This is a genomic window from Streptomyces sp. Wb2n-11 (genome assembly GCF_001049855.1).
Classification (GTDB): domain Bacteria; phylum Actinomycetota; class Actinomycetes; order Streptomycetales; family Streptomycetaceae; genus Streptomyces; species Streptomyces altiplanensis.
The window spans coordinates 6744602-6769730 of sequence record NZ_CVPB01000001.1 but is presented as its reverse complement, the minus strand read 5'-3'; the positions used below and the strand labels follow the sequence as shown (position 1 = coordinate 6769730).

Here is a 25129-nt window from a genome sequence, read left to right as displayed (position 1 = left end):
GTCAGTCTCCCGGAGTGGCAAGGGACCAGGCGCGCAGGGAACCGTCGAGCAGTTCGGCGGCGCCGGTCATCAGCAGCTCTGCGATGGTGTCGACATGGCGGTCGCGCCACGCCTCCAGCGGGGTGCCGGCGACCAGGCGGTTGAAGGCGCCCAGGGCCGGCCCGCAGTGGATCTGGTAGTTGACCTGTTCCTCCCGCACGCCCTCCAGGGCCGCCCGGGTGGAGTGCACGAAGTACCAGCGGAAGACCTGGGCCATCCTGGCCTTCGGGCTGCGCTCCGCCCGGGCCAGATCGTCGGGGCGCAGGCGGCCCAGATAGCCGCGGGTCTCGGCCCAGATGTCGTCGAACGAGCGGTGGAAGTAGCGGTCCTCGAGGGTCCTGCGGGTCGGCTCGTCGATCTCTTCGAGGCTCTCGAACCGGCGGTACAGCTGGTGCAGTTTGTTGGCCCGTGCGGCGAACAGGGTTCCCTTGCGCACCACTTGGACGCGGGCGCCCAGTTCGAACATGTCACCGGCCGGCGCGTAGGCGGTGTCCTGCACGTCGAGGGTCGCCAGCAGGTCCTTGACGGCGTCGGAGGTGCCGGCCTCCGGGGAGCACTGGTTGACCGAACCGGTGACCACGAAGTCGGCGCCGAGCACGAAGGCCGCGGCGACCGCCTCCGGCGCGCCGAGCCCTCCGGCCGCGCCCACCCGCACGGAGCGGGGATAGCGGTGCTCCGCCATGATCCGGTCCCGCAGCCGGAGCATGGCCGGCATGAGCGCGTAGGGGCTGCCCGCGTCGGTGTGGCCGCCCGAGTCGGCCTCCACGCAGATGTCCCCGGCCACCGGCAGCCCGGCCGCGATCTCGGCCTCGGCGGCGCTCAGGCCGCCCTCGGCGACGAGCGAGTCCAGCAGCCTGCGGGGCGGCGGGCTCATGAACGCGGTCGCGACCTCGGGCCGCGAGACCTTGGCCAGCACATGTCGTACGGCGGTGGGGGTGCCGTCGGGCGCCCGGTGCGCTCCGGCGAAGCGGAAGCGCACGACGGGCGCGGTGACCCCGGTGAACGCGGCGGCCTCGGCATGGCGGACGTCGTGTTCGAGGAGCAGTTCGACGAGTTCACGCTCCGCGGCCGGGGTGTCGGGCGTGGCCAGCAGGTTGACGCCGAAAACCCCGTCCGGCCCCAGCCGGTCGCCGATGTCCCGGATCGCGGCGTCGATCTCGCCGGCGGTCAGGCCACCGGAGCCGAAGAAACCCATGAGCCCGGCGCGGCCCATACGGACCACGAGGTCGGTGGAGGCGATGCCCTTGTACATCGAGCCGGCCACGTACGCGTGCCGCAGACGGTAGTCGGCCCGGAACTCCGCGGACCCGAGCCGCCCGGCCTGCACGGCCGCGGATGCGGGCGTGGGCGTGAGCGCAGGCGTGGGCGCGGGTGCGAATACGGGTTCGGGTGCGGCGACCGCTCCGGGGCCGCCGGACGCGGACGCGGGGTCCGGCACCGGTACGGGCACGGGCACAGCCGCCGACGGAGCCGTGGCCGGGGCGCGCGGGGCGGGGTGCTTGACGATCGCCGTCCACAGGTCGGTCAGGACCCGGCCGGGGCCCACCTCGGTGAACTCGCCCACACCCGCCTCGACGAGGTGGCTCATGCTCTCCCACCACCGCACCGGCGACGACACCTGACGGGCCAGCAGTTCCCGGACACGGCCCGGCGGATAGGGCCGCGCGGTGACATTGGCGATGACCGGGATCCGCGGGTCGGCGAGATCCTCCGTCGCGAGGAAGGAGTCGTACTCGGCAGCCGCCGCGGTCATGTAGCGGGAGTGGAAGGGTGCGCTGACCTGGAGCGGGACACACCGTCCCAGCCGGGCGTCCCGTACCGCCCGGGCCGCCCGGTCCAGCGAGTCGCGCGGCCCGGCGAGCACCACCTGGCTCGCCGAGTTCCGGTTGGCCGGGTCGACGTCGTCGATGCCCGCGTCGAGCAGCAGGCCGGTGAGCCGGTCGGGGTCGGCGCCGAGAACGGCGAGCATGCCCCCGCCCTCGGCGCGGCCCATCAGTTCACCGCGCCGCCGTACGAGCCGGACCCCCGTGGCGAAGTCGAAGCACCCGGCGGCGAACAGCGCGACGTACTCGCCCAGACTGTGGCCCGCGAGATAGTCGGGGGCCGGACGCTCCTCCCGCAGGGCGAGCCAGCTGAGCGCGTTGACCACGAACAGCGCCGGCTGCACCGACCGGGTGTCCTTCAGCCCGGGCGCGGCACCGTGCAGGCACACCTCCCGGATCGGGTACCCGAGGATCTGGTCGGCCTGCCCGACCAGTTCGGGGTAGCGGTCGAGGACCTCGGCCCCCATGCCCACCCGCTGCGCCCCTTGGCCGGGGAACGCCCACACCACGGTCATCGTGCCACCTCCGCTGGTCCGGGGGTCTAACGGGACTGCTGCTGCCGTGTGGCGTACAGGCCCCAGTGGTGGGGCGTGAGGGCGGTCTCGATCAGCGTGCCGTCGACGAACGTGCCGGGCCGGGCCTCGGCGGTGAGCGCCTCGCGCAGCCGGCCGTAGACGGTGAGGTCCTTCAGGTGCAGCAACCAGTGCACGCGGTCGGCGTCCCCGAACGCCTCGTCGAAGAGGGCCGCGGACGCCTCACCGGTGAACCGCTTGTTCACGGTCCGGGCGATCTCCGTGGCGGCCTCTCGGCCCTCGGCGAGGAATCCGTGGCCGATCCTGGCCGAACGCAGGAGCACGATACCGGCGTTGGCGGAGTTCAGCGGCTCCTCGGCGCGGTCCGCCCAGGGCAGGAGGACGTTCGAGCGGACGCTGCCGTCCACGAACAGCCGGTCCCACGCGCCGGCGGAGCCGTCCCCCTCCGCCTGGACGCGTTCCTTGGCGATGGACTCGCGGAACGCCCGGTCCCGGTCGCCCATCTCGACCATGTCGTAGTAGGTGTCCAGGGACTTCAGGTGGATGAGGAAGTGGATCCGGTCCTCGTAGCCGAAGCTCTCCTCGTAGACGAAGGCAGTGGCCTTTCCCACCTGCTGGGCGTTGACGTGTTTCGCCACCTCGCGGGCGAACATCCGGCCCTCGTTGCGGTATTCCGACTTGAGCTGCCCGACCTTCTGGACCACCACCCCGGCATTCTGGGAATGCAGCAGACCGGTCGCGTCGATTTCCGTCTGGTGAGCGGCGGGTGGCACGATCTGGGCGCGTCGTTCTTCATTCTCTGCGGGTGATGCGTTCGAGGTACTCATCAGCAGCCGGATTCCTTCCGTTCGTTCTTGTCCGCTTTTCTGGAACGCTAGGACAGAGACCCCTCGGCGGGCTGCTCAGTTTGGAGCAGCCCGTCGACGAGTGCGGCCACCTCGGGGGTGCGCATGAGTTCCAGGTGCGGGAGGTCGAAATCGACGACCCGGGCGACGAGGCCGGCGCGTTCCTCCTCGGGGAAGGCGTCGAGCCCGAAACCCTCCGACCGCGAGTTGACGGCCGTCGCCTCACGCCACACCCGCCGGGCGTCGAGTTCGCTGCCCGCTGCGAGCCAGTGCAGGTAGCTGGTGAAGATTTCGGCCAGTTCCTGGCTGCGTTCACCGGTCATGCCGCCGCGCTCACAGGCGTCGGGCAGGATGCGCAGGCAGAGTTTTCCCAGCTCGGCGGCGAGTTCGAGCGCGGTGGCGGCCGACTCGTCGGCGTCGTGGCCGGCCCGTACGGCGGCTTCGACCTCGTGCGCAGGCAGCACCGACGAGAGGCGGGCCGTCATGAAACGCTCGTAGTGTCCGATGACCATGTGGCGCTCGGCGAGGTCGGGGTCGATGAGAATGAGTCCCGGCTTTTCCTGCCGGCGTGCCAATTCCTCGACCAGCGCGGCGGCGTAGACGCTTCCGCTGCAGAATCCGATGACCGCGCGGACCGTCCGGCCGCTTTTCTCCACGTCTCGTATCCAGCGTTCGACGTGCTGGGCGGCGCTCATTCCGGCCTCTTCCCCGTGCGGGGGCGGCATCGTCTCCCAGAAGGTGAAGGGAGAGGAAAGCTGGGCGACGAGTTCCGTGAACGTCGCGGAGGGGCGGCCCGCTGTGCCGAAATCGGCCGCCAGGACGATATCGGCTCCGTCTACGTTCTTCAGCACGTTGTGCGCGGCGGGCGCCGGAGCGGCGGTTTCTTCCTGGGGTGCCATGCTGTTGTCACTCCTCGGGTGTACGTGCGGTGTCACTGGAGACGGGGGACGTTGGTCAGTTCCCGGCCGGAGAGGGGGGCCGCCTCGGCCGCCGGCCCGGAAGCGGCCCCCTCGGGGGCCAGCACGGCGTCGTACCGGGCCGACTCCCGCGCCGCCGGCAGGCAGTAGCAGGCCAGTCCGTTCGCGGCGGCGAGCGCACGCAGTTCGCCGGGGCGAACGCCGCCCTCCCCCGCCGCGTGCGCGCCGTCCAGCAGCGCGCCGACGTCCACACGCGCGACGGCGTCGAGGCCGCGCAGTTCGCCCAGGGCGGTGACCGGCGGGGCGAGATCGGGATGGAGGAGGCCGGTGACGGTGACCGCCCCGCCCTTCCCTGCCGCATCGGCCACGAGCCGGGCCGCCGTCCGCCCGTCCCATGGCACCGTGCGGTGGGATCCCGGGACGATCAGGGGTGTGCCGGCGGGCCGCAGGCGTACGTCGTAGCGGAAGAGGTTCATCTCCGTGGCGCACACCCCGGGTTTGAGCCGCATGTCGGCCACCAGCCCGTGCTCGGCGGCGAAGGCGGGGAAGAACGCCGGCTCTATGACGAGTTCCCGCTCCTGTGCGGCCTGTTCGGCCAGCAGTTCACGGACCCGGCCCGCGGTCGTCTCCCCGGGGGACCTGCCGGCGAGTACGCACAGGCGCAGGGCCTCGCGCAGCGGGAGGCTGTGCACGTCGCCGACGAAGACGGTGCCGCCGACGGCGCAGGCCTTCACGGCGCGTTCCAGGGCGCGGCGCAGGTAGCCGGGCCCGGGGAAGTGGTGGATCACCGAGTTGAGGACCACGACGTCGAACCCGTCGGGCAGGTCGGGGGCGTCGGCGTCCCCGACGCGGAACTCGGTGCCCGGGTGGGGCCCGTGGTCCCTGGTCATGCGGGCGACCGCGGTCGCCGAGATGTCCGTACCGACATACCGTCCGACGTGCGGCAGGAGCCCCGCGACGACCAGGCCGGTGCCGGCTCCGATCTCCAGGACGCTGTCCGGGCCGAGGCTCAGGATCTCGTCCACCGTGCCGTCCAGCCATTCGGCGGTCTCGGCCGGGGAGTAGTTCTCACCGGTGATGCTGCTGCGCCAGCCGGCGAAGTCGGCGCCGGACGAATCCTCGGCGCTCTCGTAGACCGCGTCGTAGATCGCGGCCCACTGCCCGACGATGCGGGCTTCACTGTCGGTGCCCATCAGCTCGCCGCCTCTGCGCGCGTGTCCAGGGTGACGGGCAGTTCGACCAGACCGCGCATGATGCGGGTGGGCCGCCAGCGCAGGTCCCCGCGCGGGCAGGCGAGGCCGATCCGGGGGAAGCGTTCGATGAGCATCCCGATGCCGATCTCGCCCTCCACCCGGGCCAGCGGGGCGCCGACGCAGTGGTGGATGCCGTGCCCGAAGGCCAGGTGCGGGTTGTCGGCTCTGGTGATGTCGAGCAGGTCGGGACCGGCGAACTGCTCCTTGTCACGTCCGGCTGCCGCGATGGACAGGGCGACGATGCTGCCGGCGGGCACGACCGTCCCGGCGACCTCGACGTCCTCGACGGCCACCCGGGTGGTGGACAGCTGGACCGGCGGGTCGTACCGCAGGAACTCCTCGACGGCGCTCCCGGCGAGTTCGGGCTTCTCCCTCAGGAGCGCCAGTTGTCCGGGGTGCGCCGTCAACGCCAGTACACCGTTGTTGATCAGGTTGACGGTGGGTTCCTGGCCCGCGCTCATCAGCAGCATGACCGTCGAGATCAGCTCCGTCCCGGAGAGCCGGTCCCCGTCGTCGGTCGCGTGGATCAGGGCGGTGAGGACGTCGGAGCGGTCGTCGCCGGTGCCGGCCGCGGCCCGCTTCCGCTGGATCAGAGCGGTGAAGAAATCCCGCATCGCGGCGTATCCCTCGGCCTTCGTCATCGCGCCGTCCGCCGCGCCCTCGGGGCGGTGAGGATCGCGGTGGCCCAGGTGCGGAAACTCGCCCGGTCGATGTCCGGTATGCCGAGGATCTCGCACATGACGACGGTGGCCAGCGGATGCGAGTAGGACTCCACCAGGTCGACGGTGCCGAGCGGCTCCATCGCGTCCAGGAGTCCGGCGGCCACTTCGCGGATCCGGGGCCGCATCGCCTCGACGCGCCGCATGGTGAAGGCCTTGCCGATCAGCTTGCGCAGCCGGGTGTGGTCCGGCGGGTCGGTGTTCGCGACGTGGTAGAGGTAGTCGGCCCGGTCGCCCGGTTCACCGGTGACGTATCCGGCGTCCCTCAGCTGTTCCCAGGCCCGCGTGGGGTCCTTGGAGAAGCGGGCGTCGGCGAAGATCTCGCGGGCTTCGGCGTAGCCGAGGACGAGCCACCGGTGGAGGCCGTTCGGTTCCCGTACGAGGTGCACGATCCCCTCGTCGCGCATTTCGCCGTACAGCGCGTACGGGTCGGCCTCCGATCCGGTGGACAGTACCCGCACGGGCCGCTCGTCGGGGGTGACGGCCGGGGACGGCTGATCCATGGGCGCTCCTTGGGTCGCTGGCTGACTGCTGCCATCGTCCCGTCGGCGCCCCGGCCGATCTGTCCCGGATTGAGCATCAGCGAGAAGGTCTGAGGGTCTCCGCGACGGTGGTGCGCGACGCCTCCACGAGGGACCGCGTCCACGCGTGCTCGGGTGCCCCGAGCACCTTCGCCACCGGGCCCTCCTCGCAGACGACGCCCTCGTGCAGCGCCAGTACCCGGTCGGCGGTCCTGGCCAGCACCCCCAGGTCGTGGGTGATGACGATGACGGCGAGCCGCAGTTCGAGGCGCAGCCGGTTGACGAGGTCCAGGACCGCCGCCTGGACCCGCGTGTCCAGGCTGGAGGTCATCTCGTCGCAGATCAGCACGTCCGGATCGGCGGCGAGCGCACGGGCGATGGCGACGCGCTGGCACTGGCCCCCGGACAGTTGCGCGGGGTACCGGTCCGCGATGCGCTGTTCCAGCCCCACCAGGGCCAGCAGCCGCGCGCTCTCCGCGGCCGCCCCGGCCCGGTTCATGCCGCGCAGGCGCCGCAGCGGACGGGTGAGGGCGGCGCCCACGGAGCGGCGGGGATTGAGCGAGCCGACCGAGTGCTGCGGGACGACCTGGATCCGCCTGCGCTGCTCGGTGCCGCGTTCCCCGATCGCCGCGGGGAGGGGCTGTCCGTCGAGGGTGATCGTTCCGGCGGAGGGCCGGTGGAAGCCGCTGACGCAGCGGGCGAGGGTGGTCTTCCCGCTGCCCGACACCCCGAGCAGGGCCAGGCACTCCCCCGCACCGAGGCTGAAGGACACCCCCTCGACGACGGTGCGGCTGCGGCCGCCCTGCCGGTACGCGGCGCTCAGCCCTTCGACCCGCAGCAGGGCCGACGGGGCTTCCTCCGCCGCTGTGGAGGGGGCCGTCGCGTCCTGCGGCCGGCCGCGCATGTCGCCGATGACGGGTACGGCGCGGATCAATTCGCGGGTGTACGGCGCGGCCGGCTCCGCCATCACCCCGGTGAGCGGCCCCTCCTCCATGACTGTCCCGCCGCGCAGGACGACCAGCCGGTCGGCGACCAGCCCGGCCGCGGGCAGGTCGTGGGTGACGAAGAGCAGGGACGCCCCGCGCCGGGCCACCAGCTCGCCCACTTGCCCCAGCACCCGGTTGCGGGCGACGGCGTCCAGGCCGGTGGTCGGTTCGTCGACGACGAGGACGGAGGGGTCCCCCGCGGATATCCGGGCCAGGGCGAGGCGCTGCTGCTGGCCACCGGAGAGCTGGTGCGGATAGCGTCCGAGCAGCTTCGGGTCGGCGGGCAGTCCCACGTCGGCCAGCCGGCGCAACAGCGCCTCGTCGCTGCGGTCGTCGGCGAGTTCGGCCAGTTGTCCGCGCACCCGCAGCGTGGGGGTCAGGGCGGACGCCGGGTCCTGCGGCAGATACGCCACGGTCCTGCGGCGGTACGACCGCAGTGCCCCGGCGGGCAGGCCGAGGACGTTCTCACCGCCGACGACGACCCGGCCTCCGGCGACGCGCAGCCCCGGATTGACCTGTCCCAGGAGGCTGAGCGCCAACGTCGTCTTGCCGGACCCGGACTCGCCCACGACGGCGACACGTTGCCCGGGGCCGATGTCCAGCGACACCCCGTCGAGCACGGCCCGGCCGGCTCCGTCGACGACGGAGAGGTCCTCGACGCGGATCACCGGTCCGTCCTCGCGGCGAGCCGGTCCATGCCGAGGTTGGCGGCGACCGCGAGGGTGCCGAGGCAGACGGCCGGGACCACCACGGCCCACGGAGTGAGGGTGACGCCCTCGATGTTCTCGCTGATCATGGCACCCCAGTTGGGTTCGTCCGCGCCGAAGCCGAGGAAGCCGGCGGCGGAGGTGAGGGCTACGGCAATGGCCAGCCGGGTCCCGGCGTCGGCGAGGATGGGGCGCACGATGTTCGGCAGGATCTCGCGGGCGAGGACGGACGGCACGCTCTCCCCCAGCCCGACGGCGTGTTCGACGTATCCCTGCCGCATCACCTGCACGGTCGCGGCACGGGCGATACGGGAGACGAACGACGCCCCGGTGATCACGACCACCAGGACCAGCACCGCGGCGGAGTAGCCCCAGCCGTGCAGCAGGACCAGCAGCACCAGGATCGGCGGCAGGGCGAGGATCGCCCCGTCCAGGCGGGAGACCACCGCGTCGACGACCCCGCCGAGATAGCCGGCCACCATGCCGACGGCGGTGCCGAGCACGGTGGTGACGAGCACCGCCAGCACGGGCACCAGGATGAGCGCCCGGCCGCCGGTGAGCACCCGGGCCCAGACGTCGCGTCCCGCCGAGTCGGCGCCGAACAGCAGCCCGTCGCCCGCCCCCGCGTACGGCGCCGCGACGATACGGTCGGGGTCGGTGCCCACCAGCCAGGGGCCCGCGATCGCGAGGGCGATCACGACGACGGCGGGCAGCGCGACACCGATCCGGAGCAGGGTCCGCGCGGCCCTGCGCAGGTCCTTGGTCATGAAGTCCCCGTCCGTGCTTTCGGGTTGGCCAGCAGACCGGCCAGGTCGGCGACGATGAACGACACGATGATGATCGCGGCCAGCAGCAGTCCGACGCCTTCGAGCACGGCCATGTCGTGGTTGTGCACGGCCGACAGCAGGACCCGCGACAGCCCCGGATAGTCGAAGATCACCTCGATGACGGCGGTGCCTCCGAACAGGCTGCTGATCAGCCAGCCGAACATCTGGGCGTTGGCGGGCACCGTCATCGGCAGTACGTGCCGCCACACCACCTGGTACTCCGGCAGTCCGGCGAGCCGCGCCGCGCGGGCGTTCGGCGCGCCGTTGGCGTCGACGACCGTCGCCCGGACGACCCGCCCCGCCCACGCCCCGGCGAACAGCACGATCGAGGCGACGGGCAGCACCAGGATCTCCGGCCGGTCGAGCGGTGTGCCGCCGAGCGGTGGGTGGGACACCGCGGGCAGCAGCCCCAGCGTGCCGGGGAACAGCAGGACGAGGAGGCTCGCCGTGACGAAGCTGGGGATCGCGACGATCACCAGGCTCGCCCCCGACAGCGTCCGGTCCAGCCTGCCGCCGGGGCGCAGGCCCGTGGCGAGCCCCAGCGCGAGTGCCAGCACCATCGTCCCGGTGCCCGCGATCACCACCAGCAGGGTCGTGGCCCACAGCGGTTCGGCCACGATCTCGGTCACCGGCCTCTGGGAGGTCAGGCTGGTGCCGAGGTCGCCCCGCAATACCGAGGTGATCCAGTCGGCGTACCGGACGGCCAGCGGGCGGTCCAGGCCCCATTCGTGGCGAAGAGCCGCGATCTCCTCCTCCGTTGCGTTGCCGCCGAGCCAGCCGGCGGCAGCGTCGCCGGGCACCACCGAGGCGCCGGCGAACAGCGCCATCGACACGACGAGCAGCGTCAGCAAAGTGGCGGCGCAGCGGCGCGCCACGGCGGAGAACAGCCTTCGCGGGGACATCAGTTCATGGTCGCCTTCGCGTCGCCGAACAGCTGCGTGGACTGACTCAGCCGTACTCCCTCGACGCCGGGACGGGAGGCGTCCAGCTGCTCCTGGAAGCCCCACACCAGGTCGCCGCCGCCGTCGTAGAAGTTCTTCTGCAGGTCATCGAACGCCTTCTCACGGCCGGCCTCGTCGACGACGAGCTGTGCGGCGGCGAGCTTGCGCCAGTGGTCGGGGCCGGCGCCGGTCACGTTGAAGACGGCCTGCTGGTTGGTGGTCGCGGCCAGGTGCAGGGCGGCCGGGCGGTTGACGTAGTAGAAGGCCTGGAAGGGGTGGGTGCCCAGGCCCTTGAGGTCCGCGTAGTAGGTGTCGACGGGGACCTCCTGCACGGTGAGCCTCACCCCGGTCTCCTCCAGCTGCTGCGCGAACAGCTTGGCGGCGGAGAGCATCCCGGGGACCACGTCGGCGGCCCTCAGGGTCAGCTTGTCGACGCCGGCCTCGCGGAAGAGCTCGCGGGCCTGCTCGACGTCGCGCTTGCGCTCGGTGACGCCCTTGGCATAGCCGGGCAGGTCCTTGCCGACGACGTCCTCACCGGGGGCGCCGAAGCCCAGCAGGGCGTGCGAGACCAGGGCGGGCCGGTCGGCGGCCAGCCGGACGGCCTTGCGGACCCGCGGGTCGTCGAACGGCTTGAGCTTCTGGTTCATGGCGAACGACAGGGCGTTGGAGTTGGCGATGCCACCGCGCTGGATCTTCACCGCGGGGTTCTTCTTCTCCGTCTGCGCACCGGTGGCGCTGACACCCACCGCGTAGTCGATCTGTCCGTCCTTGAGGGCGGCGAGGCGGGCGGCGGGGCTGGCGATGCGGTTGATCTCCAGCACGGGAATCGACGGCGCGCCGTCCCAGTACTTGGTGTTGGCCGTGAGCCGGACGATCCGGGCGTCGCTCTTCTCGTACCGGTAGGGTCCGGAGCCGACGGGCTTGCTGAAGTCCTTCGTACCGTCGGGGAAGACGACGGAGAACACGGCGAGCACCGACTCCTTGAAGTCGGCGCGGGCACGCTTCATCGGTACTTCGAGGGTCCGGTCGTCGACCACCTTAATCTTGGCGGTGTCGACGTCGGCGTAGACCGATGCGCGGTTGCTCGGCGGGGCGGCCAGGGTGCGCATGCTGTAGGCGACGTCGGCGGCGCGCACGGGCTCCCCGTCGTGGAAGAGCGCCCCCTTGCGGAGCTTGATGGTCCAGCGGCTCGCGTCGGCACTGGGCTCCAGCGTCTCGGCGAGCTGCATCCTGTACTCGCCGTCCTCCAGCACCACCAGCGAGTCGAAGACGTGCGCGGCGACGATGGAGCTGGCGCCGGCGCTCACCGAGCGGGGGTCGAGGCCCGTGGTGTCGGTGGCGTCGGCGGCGGCCACCCGGAGCACCTCGGCCGCCGGCTTGCTGCCGGCCTTGTCACTGTCCGAGTCCGACGACGACGTGGAACAGGCCGAGAGGCCCATCACGCTCGTGGCGACGGCGAGGAGCGCTGTCGCCTTGAGCGAGCTGCGAAAGGTCAGGCCAGCGACTTGCGTCATATCTGTTTCTTCCCTCGATGTGCACCGATGGCGGACCGGCTGGTGGAATGGGACCGTTGAACTCTCTCCTTTTCCGCCACCTCCGTCTGCGCAAATATGCGCGCCTTCCGAACACGCGGGTGAGATATCACGGGGGCCGCCGGGTTCACCGCGGGGCGAGGTGATCCTGGGTGGGGCCGTCGCCGTCACCGCCCCGGCCGCGACGGCCTCCCGGTCGGGTTCGAGACCGTCGCAAAAGCTCCAGCGACTCGGCGGGATGGTGACGTGCGCGGCCGGTTCGGTCAGTTCCGGGCAGACGGCGGCGAGAGCCGCGGGGCGATGCGCAGGGCCGTCGGCCCGGACGGCTCCGAGGTGGCCGGCGGCCCGGGAGGGGCCGGGCGGGTTCTGCGCAGCGATCCGCCCGGGAGGGCGGGTGCGCTCGCGGTACCTGTGCCCGGCGGGCTTGCCCGCGGCGCCCGTTGCTCCTTCAGCGCGCGGCCCGGTCCGCCACCCCTCGGGTGATGTCGGCGTAGAGACGGAAGAGGACCGGGCGGGCTTCGCCGCGTTCTCGTTCGTGCAGGGCCGCCCAGCACCGGGCGACGGTCTCCCTGGCCCGGGTGCCGGGCCAGGGCCGGGGCAGGAGTTCGGGCGGCAGCAGCGGGTCGGGCTCCATGGCGCGCGTGAGTTCGGCCGCCAGCTCCACCGCGATGGTGAGGAGCGCGGACGGGGAGAGTCCGGCAGGGTCGGTGAGCCGGGCGAGACGGGGCCGGGCGAGGCGGTCGAGGCGGTCGTAGCGATCGGCGATCTCCTGCAAGGGCCACAGACCGCGGGCGAGTTCGGCAGGCTCCCGGGTGTCGCCCCTGCGCAGGTCCGTCGTGGTGAGGAGGGTGAGCGCGCCGTGGGCGCCGAGGCGGTGGGCCGCTTCTTCGACGTACGGCTCCCAGGTGTTGGCGCAGACGTACAGTCCGCCCTGGAGCGGGGCGCCGCCGAGGTGGAGGAGCGTCTCGCGCAGGGAGTCCCGGGTCGTGCGCGCCGATTCGGGCACCGCGAAGGCGGCCAGGTGCCAGACACCGTCCCAGGGCGCGAGTCCGGCGTCCTGCTGGAATGCGTGCCGGAGGAAGTCCGCGTTGGGGGCGAGGGCACGCGTGGTGTCCGCGGTCGCGTGCAGCTGCGCCTTGCGGCCCCGGCCCTCGTGGATGAACCGGCCTTCGGCCACGAGGCGTTTGACGCACAGCCGCACCTGCTGGTCGCTCATGCCCAGGGTGTTGGCGACGGTGTACAGCTCGTCCGCGCCGACGGTGCCGTCCTCGCGGACCAGCGCGTGGACGAGCATGCGGGTGGGGATCTCGATGTGGTCGGTCATGGTGTGCGCGGTCCTCCCGGTCCGTTCGCCGCGACAGGACGGCACATGGTGGTCACCGCACCGAACCCCAGCAGCCCGCGCAGGCAGGGCGTGTGCTCGGTCCGCACGGCCGTGAAGCCGCGCCGCCCGTACAGGGCCCTGGCGCGAGGGTTGGTGTCGATCACGTCCAGTCTGATCTCCCGGCAGCCCTCTTCCGCCGCGACGGCGGCCACTTCCTCGATGAGCAGGCTCCCGACGCCGCGGCCGCGCATGGCCGGGGCCACGGCGATGCCGTCCATGACGAGCTGGTCGGGGGCCGGGCGGCGTTCGAACAGGGCGAGGAGCAGGAGCCGGTGCAGTCCTCGCAGGTGTCCGTACGCACGCAGTACGGCGGAGGCCGATCCCCCGGTGAGGGCCCGGCCGCCGAGCTGGTAGCCGGCGAGGCCGACGAGCTGCCCGTCAAGGAGCGCGCACACCGCCCGATCGGCGTTCAGGTGGGCGGCGAGGAAGGACACCGCCTTGTCCGGCGGGTTCAGGGCAGGGCCGAGTTTGCGGCCGAAAGCGTCCCAGTACAGCTCGGCCGCCCGCCGCTCGGCTCCGGCCGGAACGCCCCGCCGGACTCTTACCGCCCCCGCGCCGGCGCCCGTCGCGTCCCGTCCCATGCCGTGCCCCCCTTCGTTCCGTAACCCCGGCCTCAAAGCTATCATCCCATCGACGACCGTTCCCACAGTGATAGTTTGAGTGCTGCGCGAATCCGAACAGAGGCGGTCAGATCCCATGTGTCCGAAGATCCAGCCCCGACGGCGCGGGCTCCGCATCGCCGCGTGGTCACTCGCCACGGTCCTGTTCGTGACCGCCGGCCTCGTCGGTGTGGTGCTGTGGCAGAACTCCTACGGCATGGACGAGCAGCGGGTCTCGATCCGCCACGGCGGGCACACCCTCAACGGCGTACTGGCCACCCCCAGGGACGGCCGCAGGCACCACGGTCTGGTCGTGTACGTCCACGGCGACGGCCCCGTCGACGCCACCCACGACGACGGTTACAAGCCCCTGTGGGAAGCGAACGCCAAGGCCGGGTACGCCTCCCTGTCCTGGGACAAGCCCGGCGTCGCGGGCGCGCCCGGCGACTGGCTCGACCAGTCCATGGACGACCGGGCCGACGAGGCGGCCGCCGCCATCGCCTGGGCGCGCGCCCGCCCGGACATCGACGGCGACCGGATCGGGCTCTGGGGTGCCAGCCAGGCGGGCTGGGTCCTGCCGAAGGTCGCCGCCAGGACGCCCGTCAGCTTCGTCATCGCCGTCTCGCCCGCGGTCAACTGGCTCCGGCAGGGCCGCTACAACCTGCTCGCCGAGCTGCGCGCCGACGGCGCGTCGGCAGCCCGCACCAACGCCGAGATCGACAGAAGCGACACCGTCCGCCGGCTGCTGGAACGCCGCGCGACCTTCGAGGAGTACGTCAGGGCGATGGGCGGCGACGCGAACGGCATGACCGCCGGCCGCTGGAACTTCATCTCCGAGAACTACACCGCGGACGCCACGCGGGACCTCCGCGCCCTGCGCGGCGTACCGGTGCTGCTGGCCCTCGCAGGCCACGACCGCAACGTGGACACCGCCGACACGGAGCGCGTCTACCGCGAGGTTCTGGACGCGGACGGTGCGTTGACGGTCGCGCGTTACCCGGACGCGACCCATTCACTGCTCAAGGAGTCCGTCGAGCGGTCGGACCTCAAGCTCACGCTCACCGCGCTCCTCGCCCCCCGCTCGCTCTTCGCGGACGGATTCCTGGACGGGCAGCGACGGTTCCTCAAGGACCCGGGCTCCGGACCCGCGCCCGCGCCCGCGCCCGCGCCCGCGCCCGCGTGAACGTTCCCGGCCGGCGGAGATCACCGGGGCCCCTCAGGACTTCGCCACCGCCCCGGCAGCCGTCCCGGCCGTGCCGCACGCCTGCGCCCCCGAGTCCGCGCAGGCGTGGGCCCCGCGCCGGGACCCGCGTCCGGCGCACGACATCGCGGCCCAGCGGCAGGCGCCGCCCGCGAAGCCGGCCGCGAGGGCCCATCCGGGCAGCTGAGCCCCGGCTCGTCGCCGCCCGCCCGGTGGCCGGGGCCGCCCAACGGCCGGACCGCATCGGCTACGGCATCTCCTTCAGCGTCGTCGCCGACACCGCCGACACCGCCGTCGCTGCGGTTCCCGCGGAGCGCGCCGGGCCCGCGGCGGCAATCGCCGAGACCAGCAACGAGATCGGCAACGCCCCCGGCATCGCACTCCTCGGCTCGCTGGCGGCCCTTGGTCTTCCGGCTCCAGGGGCCTGACCTCGCCGGTACTCTCCACGAGACGTCGCAGGTCCCGGTCTCACGTCCGCCGTGGCCGGCGATGCGAAGTCGGCCTTCGTCACCGGCCTGCACGCCGCTGCCGTCATCGCGGGCATTCTCCACGCCGCACTCGGCGTCTTCGCCCTGCGTCGTCTGCCGAGGGCCTTCAGCAGCGCCGACGGCGCCCGACCGGAGCCCTGGTCCAGGACGCCGTCGAGGAGAGCGGCGTTCGACGACCCATGCCGAATCCCCGCTCCGCCGTGGACGGGCTCGCCCGCCTCGCCCGCACCGGGCGCGTGTTCGGTGCGCCGCCCGTGGCACACGGGTGCTCCGCGGGCCACGCCCGGTACGCCGAGGCACAACGGGAAAGCCGAGCAGTACGGCCGGACGAAGACTCCGTTCAGTGGAGGGGCGCCCAGTGCCCGAGAGCGTCGTCCAGGCCCGGATGCTCCGGGTCCTCCCGCACCAGGCAGCCCCACGTGATGCCGGGAACATCGGAACCCGTCAGGTCGGCCGGCCCCACGGTCAGGGTGCGGTGGACGGCCTCCAAACAGGCGGCTGCCGACGGGTGGCGCGGCTCGGACACCTCCGGCCCGGTCATCGTCGACCAGTGGCCGGCGCCGGCCGCGGACACGTACTGGCCGTACTCGGGCCCGGCCTCGTCCCCCGTGAGCCACGGCACCACCTGGGCCCCGTCCCAGTGGTCGCGCCGGTCGCTTCCGGAAAGCCTCGGGCGTACCGCCTCGGCCGGGGTGAGCAGCACCCCGTCCGGCAGGAACCTCCCGGAGCCGACCTCGCCCTCGTCCTCGTTCTCCTCGATGTACTGGTGCTCCACGCCGCCGCACAGCCGCCACAGAGCCGTCAGTTCCGCCGGCAGGCCGTATCCGAGGTACCGCGTCAGCAGGTCCCCGGCGGCGCGGACATCTTCTTCCGCGGCAGGCGGCAGCAGGGAGGCGTACGAAACGGGGGCGTGCACCCGCAGCCAGCCGGTCAGTTGCCGCCACGCGGCAGTGACCCGCTCGGCCTCGTCATTTCGTTCGGACATTCGCCCACAGCAAGGGGGAGGTTGTATCGCACCGCCGGTCTGTGGGCCGCGGCCACCACCGTGTTCCGTCCCGGTGTGATGGCGGTGAGGTGGGCGATGTCCCCGGGCATGGCCGCCCCGCCGTCGAGGCCGTCCCCGGACTGCTACAAGGTCGTGGCCGACGTACTGAAGGACCTGGCCGGGGCCGAGGAGACCGGCCGGGTCATGGACTACGCGATCCCGGCCGAGTGCACGGGCGAAGCCGGATCCGCCGGACTCCGGCCGTCGCCTTAGCCGATGAGGAAGCCGCGGACCGGTCGCGCCGGCGCCGTCAACGGCTCCCTGTCCTCGGCGAAGGAACCTCGGTGAAGGGACGGGCCGGCGGCCGGAACCACTCAGGTCACGAGGAAAGCTTCCTCAGGTCCGCGGCGAGTGAGGCGATGGCCGCCGGATTGCGCGGGCTTTCCACCAGCTCCGCGTAGTCGAGGACGACGATCCGGTCGTTCTTGACGGCCGAGACGCCGGCGAGCGGCGGGTAGGACTTCAGGAACTTCCGCTTCTGGTCCGCGGTGGTGTCCCCGTAATCGTTGATCACGATCACCTCGGGGTCACGCTCGACCACGGTCTCCCAGCCCACCGTCGCCCAGCTGTCCTTGAGGTCCTTCATGACGTGATCGCCGCCCGCCCTGGTGATGATGTCGTGCGGCCCGGCGTACAGTCCCGAGGTCAGCGGCTTGTCCCGCCCGTCGTCGTAGAGGAAGACGCGTGGGCGGTCGCTGCCCTTCAGGGCCTTCGACTGCGCTGCGGCCACCTGCTTCTCGAAGTCCGCGACGAGGGCCTCGGCACGGTCCTCGATGTCGAAGATCTTCCCCAGGTTCCGCATATCGGTGTAGAGGGCTTCGAGCGGCGGCATCACGCCGCGCGCCTTCCCCCGCCCGTTGCGGCACGACTCGCTCAGCAGGTACGAGTCGACGCCCACCTTCTCCAGCTCGGCGGGACTGAAGCCCTCCCCCTCGTTGAAGCCGTAGTTCCAGCCCGCGAAGACCAGATCGGCGCGGGCGTCGAGGACCAGCTCCTTGTTGATCGTCTTCTTCGAGAGCCACTCGGTCTTCTCGTAACCGTCCTTCCAGGCAACGGACGTGAGATCGCCCTTGTCGTCGGGCATCACATAGCCCGCCATGTGGCCCTCGAGCCCGAGCGCGAACATGATTTCGGTGATACCGACGTCATTGGTGACCACACGCTCCGGGGCCTTGTCGTAACTCTTCTTCCGACCGCAGTTCTCGACGGTCACCGGATAGTGGCCGCCGCCTGCCTCGGCACCGCTGTTCTCTGCGTCTTGAGAGGTGACCTGCGCGCCGCAGCCGGTGAGGAACAGGGCGGCGGCGAAGGCGAGTGCGGCGGGGCGTACGGGGTTCGGCATGGAGACAGTGGCTCCTCAGGAAGCGGGGTGGGTGGGCGGGAGACGGTCGAAGAGCAGTTGTACGGCGCCGGACTCGGGATGCGGTACGCGGTGTGCCCGTACGCCGAAGACCTCGGCCAGCAGCTCGGGGGTGAGCACGTCGTACGGAGCGCCGGAGGCGACGATCCGGCCGCTGTCGATGACATGGAGCAGATCGCAGTGGAGTGCGGCGAGGTTGAGGTCGTGCAGTGCGGTGAGCACGGTCAGCCCGCTGCCGCGCACCAGGGCCAGCACGTCCAGCTGCTGGGCGATGTCCAGGTGATTGGTGGGCTCGTCGAGCACCAGTACCCGAGGCTGCTGAGCGAGCGCGCGGGCGATCAGGACCCGCTGCTTCTCACCGCCGGAGAGGGTGAGGAAGCCACGGCCGACGAGATGACCGGCGCCGACCTGCGCCAGGGCGGCCTCGCACGTCCGCCGGTCCTCGTCGGTGGTCCGGGCCACCGACCGCTGGTGCGGCAGCCGCCCCATCGCCACGACTTCGGCGACCGTGAAGTCGAACTCGGTGACCACCTCCTGGGGCAGTGCGGCCAGCCGACGGGCGCCTTCGCGCGCGCTCAGGGCGTGGAGGTCAGCGCCGTCGAGCCGGACTGTACCGGCCGAGGGACGCAGGGCCCGGTAGACGCAGCGCAGCAGGGTGGATTTCCCGCTGCCGTTGGGCCCGACAAGCCCGACGACCTGCCCGGCGGCCGCTCGCAGCGTGGCCTCCCGCACCAGCCGCGCACCGGAGATCTCGACCGTCAGTTCATCGATGTCGATCCGCATCACGCGCCTCCGAAGGTGTAGGAGCGGCGGCGCATCAGCAGGACGAAGCACGGCACACCGATGACCGCGGTCAGTACGCCCACCGGCAGCTCGACGGGCGCGAGCACCACGCGCGACAGGATGTCCACCCAGATCAGCAGGACGGCGCCCGCGAGGGGCGCGACGGCCAGCAGCCGGCGGTGGTCCGCGCCGACCAGCATCCGTGCGGCGTGCGGGACCATCAGTCCGACGAAACCGATCGCACCGCTCACCGCCACCACCGCCCCGGTGACGGCCGCGCAGACCAGGAAGAGTTCCTTGCGCAGCTTCCCCGCGTCCACCCCCAGGGCGGCCGCGGTCTCGTCGCCCATCGCCAGGGCGTTCAGGCGGCGCGCCGACACGGTGAGGTGGGCGAGGCCGGCGAGTACGGCTCCGGCGGCGATCGGTACGGAGGCCCAGTTGGCTCCGCCGAGGCTGCCGAGCAGCCACATCATCGCGGAGCGGGCCGCCTCGCCACGCTCGGCCGCGAACACCATGAACGTCGTGACGGCCGAGAAGCCGTAGTACATCGCGGTGCCCGTCAGGACGAGCCGCAGTGGGGTCAGGCCGTCAGCGGTGCGGGCGATGGCGTACACCAGCGTCATGGCGAGGAGCGCGGAGAGGAAGGCCGCCGTGGACAGGGCCCAGAGACCGAGCGCGCCGAAGGCTCCGAACAGGAGCACGGCGTTGGCGCCGACGGCCGCGCCCGAGGAGATGCCGAGCACGAACGGGTCGGCGAGAGCGTTGCGGACCATGGCCTGCACGGCGACGCCGATGGCCGACAGGCCGGCCCCGACGACTGCGGCCAGTACGGCCCGCGGAAAGCGCAGTTCCCACACGATGGTGTACGCCGGGACCTGGTCGGGGGATATGAGGCCGCCTGTCAGTCCGGCCCACAGATAGCGCAGCACTTCCCCCCAGGAGAGCCCCGACGCCCCGATGCCCGCCCCGCAGAGGATGGAGAGCACAAGCGCGGCGCACAGGGCGGTGAGGAGGAGCGGAAGTGACACGCGCTGGGGCGGCGCGGGGCCGGCGCCGGCGCGGGGCAGGTGCGGCGGCAGGGCGGGTTTGAGTTCGAGGGGTGTGGCCACGGGCGGTTCGCTTTCGCCTCGGGCCGTGCACCTGCGTGAGCAAAGGAGCGGCCCGGGACGCCGGGCGCCCTGCGCAGCGCCCTCTCGCAGTCCACGGCGAATTGACAGGAGCCATCACCACCGCGGGTAATCGGGCTTACGGGGCCACGTGTCGGGCTCCGCCTACCGTTGCGGGTCAGCGCCGGACTTCGACCGGACTTCCCCCGCGGGGCGCTTGCAGCTTAGCGCCTACGGAAGGGAGCCCCGCCAGGGGAGAATCCGGTGCAAACCCCGTCGTGCACGCGCAGCGTGGCCAGGTCCGCGCCGGCGTCTGCGGCTTCCGCCCGCGGCCGGCCCCGACGAAAACCGGCACGCCGCGCGCGCCTGCCCGCCCACCGGGCCGGCAGCCTCAAGCTGACGCCACGGTTCTCCGGCCCCGGACAGAGCGGCTCGCACACAGGGCCGCGGCCGGCCGGCGCGGGAGCTGCGGGCCTCCGGAGCGCCTCCGGGGTGGGGATGCTCCCCGCCCGGCCGAGCGGGGCACGGAGGTGTGCGCCGGCCCCGCCGTACGGCAGGAGCCGGGCCCGCCGGCCGGTCGGGGCGCATGGGACCGGGTGATCCGGCGTCTGTGGACCCGTACCGTCCCCGGGACGCCCGTCTGCGCTCTCTTCCGCCCGGCTCGTACGGGCTCAGAACGATCCGAAACAGCCCTGGGCGCGGCGACGACCGGCCGTGTCGTGGAGACTTGAGGAGGCGGGCGGCGGCCGCCGCCGGCCGGAAACCTCACAGCCGAGACACGGAGAGTGCGACAGAAGAGCCACGTCCTGCTGAAACACCCGCGGAAGCACCGGACCAAGGTCGACGAGGAGGACACGATCAACACCGCCGAAACGGACCGGCACCCGCTGGACTCCACCAGCGTCATGAACGCGAAGAAGACCCTCTTCGAACTCCTGGGCCGCACGGGAATGCTCCGGAGCGAAGCCGAAGAGCTGATCGCGCTCGTCGAGGCCGGCGCGATCGCAGACGCGCACAGCGAGGCAGAGAAGGAGAAGGGCGCCCCGGACGAGAAGGGGGAGTCGTACGGCATCGGCTGGCACGACGGCGCCCGGGCCGTCGGTGACGAACTCGCCCGCATCGCCGAGCGAGCCCTTGAGCGTGCCATCGGCCCGGCGATGTCCGGCTTCCCGCAGGACGGCGCGCGAGGCCGTCACCCCGTGGGGAGGGTGGACGTAGAGCGTGCGAAGGTCGCCGTGACGCCGCTCTACCTCGCGTTCAGTGACGTCTCGGACCTCGATCCCGAGGTGTCGGACGAGGTCCTCACCGCGGTACTCGGCACGATGAGCATCGTGGAACGGGTCGGGTACGCCGGCCGGCTGGAGCAGTTCACCGAGTCCCACCGGGAGCGGCTGGCTCAGTTGTACGCGCGGTACGGGCCCCGCAGCCGCATCGCCGTCCACGGCCGCTACTCCCTCCTCCACTCCCCCACGAGCATCGCCGTACTCGAACGCCTCGCCGCCGCACCATCAGCGTTCCGGACGGAATGGGAGCACGCGGAACTGCCTCCTGCATGGCTGGAAGGACTCGCGACCGCCTGGCGCGCGTCGGAGGCCCCGCCGGGCTGACGCCCGTCCCGGCCCTGGCTCGACGACCGTGCCGGAGGCGGGCCGCGGCCTCCGGTGAGGGACCGCGTGCCTCCTGTCCGCCGGGCGGGGTGGACGGGCACCGTCACGTCCGTCCCCCGAGTCCGCGTCTGCCTTCACCCAGCGCTTACGGCGCCGGGCCTGCCGAAGCCCACCGGCCACGCGCCCTTCGCGGCGACAGCCGCGCCGGGCCCGCCGGTGGCAGCAGACGGGCGCCCCGGACGCCGCTCGGACGCCGGCGCCCGAGGTCACGCGTCCGCGCCCTGGCGCACTGCCCCCGGCTGCGCGGTTCAGGCCGGGCCGGCCTGCGCGGGGGCGTCGTCCAGGAAGCCGCCCGACTGGTGCTGCCACAGCTTCGCGTAGGCGCCGTTCGCCGCGAGCAGCTGCCGGTGCGTGCCCTCCTCGACGATCCGCCCGCGGTCCAGGACGACGAGTCGGTCCATGGTGGCGACCGTGCTGAGCCGGTGCGCCACCACCAGTGCCGTCCGCCCCTCCATGAGGTGCCACAACGCCTTCTGGACGAGGACTTCGCTCTCGGAGTCCAGGGCGCTGGTCGCCTCGTCGAGCAGCAGGATCGGCGCGTCGCGCAGAATCGCCCTGGCGAGGGCGACCCGCTGCCGCTGTCCGCCGGACAGCTTGACGCCCCGCTCGCCCACCATGGTGTCGAAGCCGTCCGCCAGCGCGTCGGCGAACTCCGTGACGTGAGCCGCGTCGGCCGCGCGGCGGATCTCGGCGTCGGTGGCGTCCGGCCGGGCGAACGCGATGTTGTCCCGCAGCGTGCGGTGGAACATCGCCGGGTCCTGCGGCACGTAGGCGATCAGGCTGCGCAGGTCGGCCTGGCGCAGCGTGCTGATGTCCTGCCCGCCGATCAGGATCCGGCCGGCGTCGATGTCCGTCATACGCAGCAGCAGCCGGCTGAGCGTGGTCTTGCCACCGCCGGACCGGCCGACGAGACCGATCCTCGCGCCACTGCCCACCTCGAGGTCGAGGCCCTCGAAGAGCGGCTTCGCCCCCGCGTGGGCGAAGGTCACCTGCTCGAAGCGGACGTCGGCGGCCTTGGACAGCAGCGGCTCCGGCGACGCCGGGTCGAGCACGGTCGGCTGTGTCAGCAGCAGTTCGGTGAACTGCCCGGCCTCCGTCATCGAGCTTTCCAGACGGCGGTAGATCTGGTTGAACTCGAACATGATCCGCGTCGCGTTGGTGTAGTACGTGAAGGCGACCACGACCGCCTCCACGCCGTGCTCGCCCCCGCCGAGAGCGACCGCGAGCAGCAGGCCCATGACGTTGGTCAGCACGGACATCGGAGCGACCAGCGTGTCGATGCGCAGGTTGCCGTAATCCCAGGACTGCAACGTGAGCCGCCGTGACTCCGCGACACGGGACCGGTGTTCGGCGGCCTCGCGTTCCTCGGCGCCGAAGGCCCGGACCGTGTCCATGTTCATCAGGCTGTCGGCGACGTGACCCGACACCCGGGCGATCGCCTCCTCGCGCTGGTCGACGAGTGCCTGGCGGCGCCGGATGAGGGGCGTCACGCACAGCGCGGTCAGCGCGATCATCGCCAGGAGACCTACGACGAGCAGCGGTTCGTAACTCCACAGCACGACCGAACCGAACAGCAGCGGCACGAGGCTGCCCACGACCGAGAAGGTCAGAGTGTCGACGCACTCCTCGAAGCGGGAGGCGAAACTCAGGACCCGCTTGGTCAGCGAGCCGGCGAAGTTGTCGTGGAAGAACGTGGCGTCCTTGGCGAACAGCTCGTCCATGCCGATCACGTACAGGTGCTCGATGCCCCGGGCGTCAAGGCGGTTCAGGAAGTGCAGGCCGATGCGCCACAGCGCCTCCGCGAGCAGCAGGACTCCGGCGAAGCCGAGCACGTAAGGCAGCATCGGACCGAGGGCGGTACCGCCCTCGTCGGCGATGTGGCCGACGAGCTTCGCGACGATCAGCGGCGCGATGTAACTGATGCCGATGTTGCCCAGTGCCGGCAACAGCATCGCGGGGGCCGTCAGCCACCGGAGCCGGGCCAACTCCCGTCCGTAGTGACGCACTGCCAGGAGCACCGCTCCCCTGCCCGGCGGTTCCTCACGCGCTTCAGGCAATCCCGTCCCCACCTTGTGCGGTCGTGCGGCGAGCCCGCTCCACGCGTCTGCGGGGAGGCGGCGTTGCGGTACTGGCCGCGGAGCGATTCGGTTCGGTCGGATGCCCTCGGTCGGATCGTCTTCCGACAGGCCGGGCACAACGGCGGAGCCCCGCGCGGCTCGCGGCGACGTGTCGGCGCGAGTACGAAGGCCAGGAATCGCAGTGTCCCGCGACGGCGTCCGGACGGTCCACGCGTTTTTCCCGGCCATCGGAAACGTCGTGAACGCGTCAGCCCAGCCCCTGTCGACGTGTCGTTCACACCCGGGCGACGGTTGCGGAGCAATGCCGCCGATCCCTCCCCTTTTCCTGACCGAGCCTGACCGGACCCGGCTGGGACTCGTATCGCGATATAGCGCCAGTCCTCCGATCGCGCCGTCGGCCGCATCGCGCGAAGACCTTCGACAGGACCAGGAGACCCGCGTCCCGGGGAGATCCCGTCCCGGCCCCGTACCACCGCACCGCAGAGCTCCACGACGGCAAGGGCTACGACCGCGGCCACCTGCGGCAACGGCTGCGGGGGCCGGTGGACCGGCGGCGTGGGCTACCTCTTCGGCGGGTGATCGGCCAGGCCCGTGACGGAAGGGTGACCGTGGGCTGATTCGAGGATTTTCGCCGCACCGCGCAGGGCGGCGTTGTGGGGCCCGGGAACCGGCCGCACGGGCACGCGGAGTTCTCCGGTGAGCTGGTGGGCGAATTCGGGGCGCAGGGCGCCACCGCCGGCCAGGAGGACTCCGTTGCGGAGGGCGTCGAGCGTCTGGGAGGTGTGGTCCAGTCTGAGCATGTCGGCGACCTTCGCGGTCACCGCTTCGGTGACATCGCGGTGGGTGGCCGTGCGGTCGAGGTCGTCGGTGCCCAGGGCGATGCTGTGGGCGTCGGCGACGGCGCCGTCGTCGAGGAGGAATACCTCGGTGAGGTGGGCGCCGATGTCCACGATGAGCAGGGGACGGGTCATGTCTTTGCCGGCGCCCAGTGCGACGGCCGGGGCACTGGGAATGGTCAGGATGGTGCGTGGCCTGAGTACGTCCAGCGCGGTGCGCGCTGCCTTGCGGTAGGCGACGCCGCCCAGGACGGGTGTGGTCAGGACGATCAGAGGGCGGCCGGAGGCGGGGATGTGGCGGGCCAGGAGGCGTTCCAGCATCCGGGCGGTGCCCTCGGGGTCGACGATGGCGCCGCGCTGGATGGGGGAGGAGGCGCCGGTGCCCGGAAAGGTCACGGTGGGTGTGTCGAGGATGATCCCGCGGCCCCGCATCCAGGCCCTGGTGCGGGCGCTGCCCAGGTCGAGTGCGATACCCGGGCACAGCCGGCACACCGGCCGGGTTGCCCTCGGGAAGTGGCGGGTGGACGTGAAACCGGGGCGCACGGCGGTCACCGTCCCGCCTCTTTGACCTGCTGGCAGCGGGCGCAGTAGCGGGCTTGCGGCACGATCCTCAGGCGGTCCGGAGCGATGGGCTGCGTGCACAGGTGGCACCTGCCGTACTGGCCCCGGTCCATCCGCTCCAACGCGGCTTCCACATCGGCCAGGACCATGCGGGCGGAGGCGGCGAGTTTGATGTGGACCTCGATCTGTGCGGGGGCCTGCCGCCCGCGTATCCGGTCCGTACGCGTCTGCGCGGCTGCTCCGATCTGCTGCAACTGCTCCCGGCGGAAGAGCCGCTGCTCCTGCAGGCTCTCGCGCAACGCGGCGAGGTCGGCGGGGCTGAGGCCCGCACCGTCGACGCCGATGACCTGGTTCTTCACTTCTTCACGCCTCCCCAGG

The 25129-nt window shown here is 72.1% G+C and carries 22 protein-coding genes, 1 pseudogene and 1 riboswitch; of the genes and pseudogenes, 4 read left to right on the top strand and 19 right to left on the bottom strand.

Translation table 11 applies throughout. From position 1 onward, the window contains the following. Position 1: 1 nt before the first annotated feature. From fabD to BN1555_RS30910, 12 genes are all read right to left on the bottom strand, one after another. Positions 2 to 2377 carry an ACP S-malonyltransferase gene (gene fabD, locus BN1555_RS30965; RefSeq protein ID WP_093802454.1) on the bottom strand — a complete coding sequence of 792 codons (2376 nt, stop codon included), beginning with the start codon at positions 2375 to 2377 and terminating at the stop codon, positions 2 to 4. Positions 2378 to 2403: 26 nt separating this feature from the next. After that, positions 2404 to 3222 (bottom strand): DUF6039 family protein, encoded by an 819-nt coding sequence (locus tag BN1555_RS30960; RefSeq protein ID WP_093802453.1) that lies wholly within the window; start codon positions 3220 to 3222, stop codon positions 2404 to 2406. Between the two features lie 47 nt (positions 3223 to 3269). Next, on the bottom strand, positions 3270 to 4139 hold the full coding sequence (locus BN1555_RS30955; RefSeq protein ID WP_093802452.1) for a hypothetical protein: 870 nt from the start codon (positions 4137 to 4139) through the stop codon (positions 3270 to 3272). A 32-nt stretch (positions 4140 to 4171) separates the two neighbouring features. Continuing rightward, a complete protein-coding gene (locus tag BN1555_RS30950; protein WP_093802451.1) occupies positions 4172 to 5350 on the bottom strand; it encodes a class I SAM-dependent methyltransferase in 1179 nt (392 codons plus the stop codon). Further along, positions 5350 to 6051, bottom strand: a complete 702-nt coding sequence (locus BN1555_RS30945) for a cytochrome P450 (protein WP_093802450.1) — start codon at positions 6049 to 6051, stop codon at positions 5350 to 5352. The genes BN1555_RS30950 and BN1555_RS30945 overlap by 1 nt, the downstream gene beginning before the upstream one ends. Further along, positions 6048 to 6632 carry a cytochrome P450 family protein gene (locus BN1555_RS30940; protein WP_093802449.1) on the bottom strand — a complete coding sequence of 195 codons (585 nt, stop codon included), beginning with the start codon at positions 6630 to 6632 and terminating at the stop codon, positions 6048 to 6050. The genes BN1555_RS30945 and BN1555_RS30940 overlap by 4 nt, the downstream gene beginning before the upstream one ends. A gap of 76 nt (positions 6633 to 6708) precedes the next feature. Then, positions 6709 to 8304, bottom strand: coding sequence for an ABC transporter ATP-binding protein (locus tag BN1555_RS30935; RefSeq protein WP_093802448.1), 1596 nt, complete (start codon positions 8302 to 8304; stop codon positions 6709 to 6711). Then, on the bottom strand, positions 8301 to 9110 hold the full coding sequence (locus BN1555_RS30930) for an ABC transporter permease (RefSeq protein WP_093802447.1): 810 nt from the start codon (positions 9108 to 9110) through the stop codon (positions 8301 to 8303). The genes BN1555_RS30935 and BN1555_RS30930 overlap by 4 nt, the downstream gene beginning before the upstream one ends. Beyond that, positions 9107 to 10072, bottom strand: coding sequence for an ABC transporter permease (locus BN1555_RS30925; protein WP_093802445.1), 966 nt, complete (start codon positions 10070 to 10072; stop codon positions 9107 to 9109). Before BN1555_RS30925 ends, BN1555_RS30930 begins: the two co-directional genes overlap by 4 nt. Further along, positions 10072 to 11625 (bottom strand): ABC transporter substrate-binding protein, encoded by a 1554-nt coding sequence (locus BN1555_RS30920; protein WP_093802444.1) that lies wholly within the window; start codon positions 11623 to 11625, stop codon positions 10072 to 10074. The genes BN1555_RS30925 and BN1555_RS30920 overlap by 1 nt, the downstream gene beginning before the upstream one ends. A gap of 466 nt (positions 11626 to 12091) precedes the next feature. Next, the gene (locus tag BN1555_RS30915; protein ID WP_093802443.1) at positions 12092 to 12967 is read right to left on the bottom strand and encodes a PaaX family transcriptional regulator C-terminal domain-containing protein; all 876 of its coding nucleotides are present in this window, start codon (positions 12965 to 12967) and stop codon (positions 12092 to 12094) included. After that, positions 12964 to 13608: a GNAT family N-acetyltransferase gene (locus BN1555_RS30910; RefSeq protein WP_093802442.1), complete on the bottom strand. Its 645-nt coding sequence runs from the start codon at positions 13606 to 13608 to the stop codon at positions 12964 to 12966. The genes BN1555_RS30915 and BN1555_RS30910 overlap by 4 nt, the downstream gene beginning before the upstream one ends. Before the next feature lie 115 nt (positions 13609 to 13723). On the opposite strand from BN1555_RS30910, the gene BN1555_RS30905 reads away from it, so the two are divergent. Both BN1555_RS30905 and BN1555_RS30900 read left to right on the top strand, forming a co-directional pair. Further along, the gene (locus BN1555_RS30905) at positions 13724 to 14809 is read left to right on the top strand and encodes an alpha/beta hydrolase family protein (protein ID WP_093802441.1); all 1086 of its coding nucleotides are present in this window, start codon (positions 13724 to 13726) and stop codon (positions 14807 to 14809) included. A 260-nt stretch (positions 14810 to 15069) separates the two neighbouring features. Next, positions 15070 to 15414 (top strand): annotated as a pseudogene (locus BN1555_RS30900) (MFS transporter); the annotation flags it as partial. Between the two features lie 241 nt (positions 15415 to 15655). Here the strand turns inward: BN1555_RS30900 and BN1555_RS30895 are convergent. Beyond that, the gene (locus BN1555_RS30895) at positions 15656 to 16300 is read right to left on the bottom strand and encodes an SMI1/KNR4 family protein (RefSeq protein ID WP_093802440.1); all 645 of its coding nucleotides are present in this window, start codon (positions 16298 to 16300) and stop codon (positions 15656 to 15658) included. Between the two features lie 21 nt (positions 16301 to 16321). Between BN1555_RS30895 and BN1555_RS30890 the strand changes: the two genes are divergently transcribed. Further along, complete coding sequence (locus BN1555_RS30890; protein ID WP_093802438.1) at positions 16322 to 16573, top strand: hypothetical protein; 252 nt, start codon at positions 16322 to 16324, stop codon at positions 16571 to 16573. Positions 16574 to 16679: 106 nt separating this feature from the next. On the opposite strand, the gene BN1555_RS30885 is transcribed toward BN1555_RS30890, so the two are convergent. From BN1555_RS30885 to BN1555_RS30875, 3 genes are read right to left on the bottom strand one after another with little or no spacing between them, the layout of a single operon-like run. Next, positions 16680 to 17702: an ABC transporter substrate-binding protein gene (locus BN1555_RS30885; protein WP_093802437.1), complete on the bottom strand. Its 1023-nt coding sequence runs from the start codon at positions 17700 to 17702 to the stop codon at positions 16680 to 16682. A 15-nt stretch (positions 17703 to 17717) separates the two neighbouring features. Beyond that, a complete protein-coding gene (locus BN1555_RS30880; protein WP_093802435.1) occupies positions 17718 to 18503 on the bottom strand; it encodes an ABC transporter ATP-binding protein in 786 nt (261 codons plus the stop codon). Further along, a complete protein-coding gene (locus tag BN1555_RS30875) occupies positions 18503 to 19570 on the bottom strand; it encodes a FecCD family ABC transporter permease (RefSeq protein ID WP_176710315.1) in 1068 nt (355 codons plus the stop codon). Before BN1555_RS30875 ends, BN1555_RS30880 begins: the two co-directional genes overlap by 1 nt. A gap of 145 nt (positions 19571 to 19715) precedes the next feature. After that, a riboswitch (cobalamin riboswitch) is annotated at positions 19716 to 19863 on the bottom strand. A gap of 531 nt (positions 19864 to 20394) precedes the next feature. Between BN1555_RS30875 and BN1555_RS30870 the strand changes: the two genes are divergently transcribed. After that, positions 20395 to 21216 carry a hypothetical protein gene (locus BN1555_RS30870; RefSeq protein WP_369689003.1) on the top strand — a complete coding sequence of 274 codons (822 nt, stop codon included), beginning with the start codon at positions 20395 to 20397 and terminating at the stop codon, positions 21214 to 21216. Positions 21217 to 21524: 308 nt separating this feature from the next. Here BN1555_RS30870 and BN1555_RS30865 read toward each other — a convergent pair whose 3' ends face one another. The 3 genes from BN1555_RS30865 to BN1555_RS30855 form a co-directional block, all read right to left on the bottom strand. Then, a complete protein-coding gene (locus BN1555_RS30865; RefSeq protein WP_093802432.1) occupies positions 21525 to 23294 on the bottom strand; it encodes an ABC transporter ATP-binding protein in 1770 nt (589 codons plus the stop codon). A 620-nt stretch (positions 23295 to 23914) separates the two neighbouring features. Then, complete coding sequence (locus BN1555_RS30860) at positions 23915 to 24742, bottom strand: rod shape-determining protein (protein WP_255306273.1); 828 nt, start codon at positions 24740 to 24742, stop codon at positions 23915 to 23917. Continuing rightward, on the bottom strand, positions 24739 to 25110 hold the full coding sequence (locus tag BN1555_RS30855) for a TraR/DksA family transcriptional regulator (protein ID WP_093802430.1): 372 nt from the start codon (positions 25108 to 25110) through the stop codon (positions 24739 to 24741). Before BN1555_RS30855 ends, BN1555_RS30860 begins: the two co-directional genes overlap by 4 nt. Between the last annotated feature and the right edge of the window lie 19 nt (positions 25111 to 25129).

Excerpts from the sequence above, each read along its gene's own strand:
- BN1555_RS30930 (WP_093802447.1), bottom strand. The coding sequence starts at position 9,110 with ATGACCAAGGACCTGCGCAGGGCCGCGCGGACCCTGCTCCGGATCGGT.
- BN1555_RS30915 (WP_093802443.1), bottom strand. The coding sequence starts at position 12,967 with ATGACCGACCACATCGAGATCCCCACCCGCATGCTCGTCCACGCGCTG.
- BN1555_RS30955 (WP_093802452.1), bottom strand. The coding sequence starts at position 4,139 with ATGGCACCCCAGGAAGAAACCGCCGCTCCGGCGCCCGCCGCGCACAAC.
- BN1555_RS30910 (WP_093802442.1), bottom strand. The coding sequence starts at position 13,608 with ATGGGACGGGACGCGACGGGCGCCGGCGCGGGGGCGGTAAGAGTCCGG.
- BN1555_RS30940 (WP_093802449.1), bottom strand. The coding sequence starts at position 6,632 with ATGGATCAGCCGTCCCCGGCCGTCACCCCCGACGAGCGGCCCGTGCGG.
- BN1555_RS30885 (WP_093802437.1), bottom strand. The coding sequence starts at position 17,702 with ATGCCGAACCCCGTACGCCCCGCCGCACTCGCCTTCGCCGCCGCCCTG.
- BN1555_RS30920 (WP_093802444.1), bottom strand. The coding sequence starts at position 11,625 with ATGACGCAAGTCGCTGGCCTGACCTTTCGCAGCTCGCTCAAGGCGACA.
- BN1555_RS30905 (WP_093802441.1), top strand. The coding sequence starts at position 13,724 with ATGTGTCCGAAGATCCAGCCCCGACGGCGCGGGCTCCGCATCGCCGCG.
- BN1555_RS30880 (WP_093802435.1), bottom strand. The coding sequence starts at position 18,503 with ATGCGGATCGACATCGATGAACTGACGGTCGAGATCTCCGGTGCGCGG.
- BN1555_RS30950 (WP_093802451.1), bottom strand. The coding sequence starts at position 5,350 with ATGGGCACCGACAGTGAAGCCCGCATCGTCGGGCAGTGGGCCGCGATC.
- fabD (WP_093802454.1), bottom strand. The coding sequence starts at position 2,377 with ATGACCGTGGTGTGGGCGTTCCCCGGCCAAGGGGCGCAGCGGGTGGGC.
- BN1555_RS30895 (WP_093802440.1), bottom strand. The coding sequence starts at position 16,300 with ATGTCCGAACGAAATGACGAGGCCGAGCGGGTCACTGCCGCGTGGCGG.
- BN1555_RS30960 (WP_093802453.1), bottom strand. The coding sequence starts at position 3,222 with ATGAGTACCTCGAACGCATCACCCGCAGAGAATGAAGAACGACGCGCC.
- BN1555_RS30945 (WP_093802450.1), bottom strand. The coding sequence starts at position 6,051 with ATGACGAAGGCCGAGGGATACGCCGCGATGCGGGATTTCTTCACCGCT.
- BN1555_RS30925 (WP_093802445.1), bottom strand. The coding sequence starts at position 10,072 with ATGTCCCCGCGAAGGCTGTTCTCCGCCGTGGCGCGCCGCTGCGCCGCC.